Raw genomic sequence first — 3,175 nt, 5'->3', positions numbered from 1 at the left:
CGAGCTCAAGGACTCGAACGTCAAGGGCAAGAACCCGTTCAAGGACGTCCGCGTGCGCGAGGCCTTCTACCGGGCCATCGACGAGGACACGATTGCTAAGCGTGTGATGCGTGGGCAGGCAACGCCCTCTGCCGTTCTTATAGCGCCCTCGCTTTTTGCCCTTTCCGGCGAGTTCAAGCGCCCGGCCTCCGATGCCAAGAAGGCCAAGGTCCTCCTGACCGAGGCGGGCTACCCGGATGGCTTCTCGCTGGGGATGGATTGCCCAAACGACCGCTACGTCAACGACGAGGCGATCTGCCAGGCGGTGGTCTCGATGCTCGCCCGCGTCGGCGTGAAGGTGAACCTGAACGCCCAGCCTAAGGCCAAGTACTTCGCCAAGGTGCTGGCACCGGCCTACGACACCTCGTTCTATCTGGTGGGCTGGACCCCCTCCTCCCAGGATTCACACAACATCCTGTTCGAGATCGCCGGCTGCCGGGGCGGGTCGAAGCCAGGCCGGGGCAACTGGAACCTCGGCAATTACTGCAACCCGAAGGTCGATGCCCTCGCCGACGCGGTCGAGGCCGAGACCGACCAGACCAAGCGCAACGCGCAGATCAAGGAAGGCTTCGACCAGATCCAGGCCGATTGGGGCTTCATCCCGCTGCACCAGCAGGCGCTGGCCTGGGGCGTCTCCAAGAAGGTGACGCTCACGCAGCGGCCGGACAACATGCTGATGCTCTACTGGGTGTCGAAGCAGCCGTGAGACATCCGGTGATCAGGGACAGGGTCGGAAAACGGTTTCGCGACGCTCCCTCTCGGACGAGGAGAGGGAGTAGCGGGGAGGTCACCCGGGCATCCGGAGTGCCCCGCCCATGATCGCCTTCGTCCTGCAGCGCCTCCTGCAGTCGATCGCGGTCCTGTTCGCGGTCGGGCTCATCGCGTTCTCGATGTTCCGCTTCGCCGGAGATCCCGTGAACCAGATCGTCGGCGTCGACACGCCCTATGCCGAGCGCCTCGCGATCCGGAAGGACCTCGGCCTCGACGATTCCGTCGCCGTGCAGTTCCTGCGCTACGCCGGCAACGTCGTGAAGGGCGAGTTCGGCACCTCCTACCAGTTCCGCCAGCCGGTCTCGTCGCTCCTGGCCGAGCGCATGCCCGCCACCCTCGAACTCGCGCTCTGCGCCACGCTGTTCGCGCTCGGCGTCGGCATCCTGATGGGGGTCTATTGCGCCCTGCGGCGCGACACCTGGCTCGCCAAGGTCTTCCTGGCGATCTCCCTGGTCGGGATCAGCCTGCCGACGTTCCTGATCGGCATTCTGCTCATCTTCCTGTTCTCCGTGACGCTCGGCTGGCTGCCCTCCTTCGGGCGCGGCGACACCGTGCGGCTCGGCTGGTGGACGACGGGCTTTCTCACGACGTCCGGTCTGCGCGCGCTGATCCTGCCCTCGGTCACGCTCGGGCTGTTCCAGATGACGCTGATCATGCGCCTCGTGCGCGCCGAGATGCTGGAGGTGCTGCGCACCGACTACATTCGCTTTGCCCGGGCACGCGGATTGACCACCCGCTCGATCCATCTCGGGCACGCCCTGAAGAACACGCTGGTCCCGGTCATCACCATCGCGGGCCTGCAGCTCGGATCGGTCATCGCCTTTTCGATCATCACCGAGACGGTGTTCCAGTGGCCGGGCATGGGTCTGCTCTTCGTCCAGGCGGTCCAGAACGTCGATATCCCCATCATGGCCGCCTACCTCCTGCTGGTGGCCGCCATCTTCGTCGTCATCAACCTCGTGGTGGACGTGCTCTACACAATCGTCGATCCCCGCCTGCGCCTGTCGACGGGGCGCAGCTCATGAGCGCCTCCGTGCAAGGCACCCCGGCCGCGCCGGCCAAGCGCTCCACCCTCGCCCGCTTCCTCGATTCCGACGTCTACGCCAGCTTTCGCGCCTCGAAGCTGGCGATGGGCGCCTTCGCGGTGACGCTGCTGTTCTTCCTCCTCGCCGTGGCGGCCCCCTGGATCTCGCCCCAGAACCCCTACGACCCGGCACAGCTGGAATTGATCAACTCGAGCCTGCCGCCACTCTGGTATCCCGACGGGGTCTCGCCCTTCACGCTCGGCACCGACGACCAGGGCCGCGACGTGCTCTCGGCGGTCTTCTACGGTCTGCGCCTTTCCCTCGTGGTGGGCCTGCTCGGCGTCCTCGTCTCCGGCACCCTCGGCATCCTGCTCGGGCTGGTGGCGGGCTATTTCGGCGGGTTCGTCGACACGCTGATCATGCGCATCGCCGACGTACAGCTCACCTTCCCGGCGATCCTCATCGCGCTCGTAGTCGATGGCGTCGCCAAGGCGGCGCTGGGCAGCCAGATGGATACGGACGCCGCCATCGGCCTCATCGTGCTCTCCATCGGCCTGTCGTTCTGGGTGCAGTACGCCCGCACCGTGCGCTCCTCGGTGCTGGTGGAAAAGAACAAGGATTACGTGCAGGCCGGGCGCCTCATCGGCCTGTCGTCACCGGTCATCATGGTCCGCCATGTCCTGCCCAACGTCCTCGGGCCCGTCTTCGTCATCGCCACCATCAACCTCGCGCTCGCCATCATCACCGAGGCGACGCTCTCCTTTCTCGGCACCGGCCTGCCCGACTCGATGCCATCGCTCGGCACCCTGATCCGCACCGGCAACCGCTTCCTGTTCTCCGGCGAATGGTGGATCGTCGCCTTTCCGGGCCTGGCGCTGGCCGGCCTGGTCCTGGCGATCAACCTGCTCGGTGACTGGCTGCGCGATGCCCTGAACCCCAAATTGCAATGAACATGCGGCCATGACAGAGCCCGTCCTCTCGGTTCGCAACCTGCGCGTCGCCTTTGCGGGCCGGCGCGGCACCCTGACCGCCATCGACGACGTCTCGTTCGACATCGCCCGGGGCGAGATCCTCGGCGTCGTCGGCGAGTCGGGGGCTGGCAAATCCGTCACGGGCTCCGCCGTGATCGGCCTCATCGACCCGCCCGGCGGCATCGTGGGCGGACAGGTCCTGCTGAAGGGCGAGCGCATCGACAATCTCTCGCCCGAGGCCATGCGGCGCATCCGTGGCCGGCGCATCGGCATGATCTTCCAGGACCCGCTGACCAGCCTGAACCCGCTCTACCGGGTCGGCCGCCAGATCGTGGAGACCATCCGCACCCACACCGACCTCTCGGAGAA

The 3,175-nt window shown here is 66.4% G+C and carries 4 protein-coding genes; all 4 read left to right on the top strand.

The window, feature by feature from the left end; genetic code table 11:
- On the top strand, positions 1–745 hold a 745-nt coding region (locus JWQ05_RS03880; RefSeq protein WP_299654752.1), incomplete at its 5' end, for an ABC transporter substrate-binding protein.
- A gap of 109 nt (positions 746–854) precedes the next feature.
- The gene (locus JWQ05_RS03875; protein WP_299654749.1) at positions 855–1,835 is read left to right on the top strand and encodes an ABC transporter permease; all 981 of its coding nucleotides are present in this window, start codon (positions 855–857) and stop codon (positions 1,833–1,835) included.
- Positions 1,832–2,785, top strand: coding sequence for an ABC transporter permease (locus JWQ05_RS03870; RefSeq protein WP_299654746.1), 954 nt, complete (start codon positions 1,832–1,834; stop codon positions 2,783–2,785). The genes JWQ05_RS03875 and JWQ05_RS03870 overlap by 4 nt, the downstream gene beginning before the upstream one ends.
- 10 nt (positions 2,786–2,795) lie before the next feature.
- On the top strand, positions 2,796–3,175 hold a 380-nt coding region (locus JWQ05_RS03865), incomplete at its 3' end, for an ATP-binding cassette domain-containing protein (protein ID WP_299654743.1).

It is taken from the genome of Methylobacterium sp., assembly GCF_028290105.1.
GTDB lineage: Bacteria > Pseudomonadota > Alphaproteobacteria > Rhizobiales > Beijerinckiaceae > Methylobacterium.
The sequence above is the reverse complement of the archived record's forward strand: the minus strand, read 5'-3'. Positions and strand labels throughout refer to the sequence as shown.

Excerpts from the sequence above, each read along its gene's own strand:
- JWQ05_RS03870 (WP_299654746.1), top strand. The coding sequence starts at position 1,832 with ATGAGCGCCTCCGTGCAAGGCACCCCGGCCGCGCCGGCCAAGCGCTCC.
- JWQ05_RS03875 (WP_299654749.1), top strand. The coding sequence starts at position 855 with ATGATCGCCTTCGTCCTGCAGCGCCTCCTGCAGTCGATCGCGGTCCTG.